This is a genomic window from Bacillus sp. SIMBA_005 (assembly GCF_046535585.1).
Lineage (GTDB): Bacteria > Bacillota > Bacilli > Bacillales > Bacillaceae > Bacillus > Bacillus pumilus.
Genome location: NZ_JAWRWI010000734.1, coordinates 1 through 256, shown reverse-complemented (window position 1 = coordinate 256; position 256 = coordinate 1). Strand labels below are relative to the sequence as shown.

At 68.8% G+C, this 256-nt stretch carries 1 protein-coding gene; it reads left to right on the top strand.

Annotated elements, in window-relative coordinates; translation table 11 throughout:
• A partial coding sequence (locus SB660_RS22005; protein ID WP_410584580.1) for a TAXI family TRAP transporter solute-binding subunit occupies positions 1 to 256 on the top strand: 256 nt, incomplete at both ends.

The window sequence follows — 256 nt, the reverse complement described above, 5'->3', positions numbered from 1 at the left end:
CTCCCTGGGGGCGGAGAACTCCGGGGTCAACGTCATCGCGGGGAGGGTCCTGGATGCCGCGGGCGTCGCGGCGGCATCCGTCCGCAACCCGCAGCTCGACCTGAGCGGATCGATCGAGGCGATGGAGAACGGAGAGATCGACGGCTTCTTCTGGGTGGGTGGGCTGCCGACCCCCGGAATCGCGGAGCTGTCCGAGCGGATGCCGGTGCGTCTGCTCCCGATCGAGCAGGACTGGGTCATCGAGGTGAACGAGCAG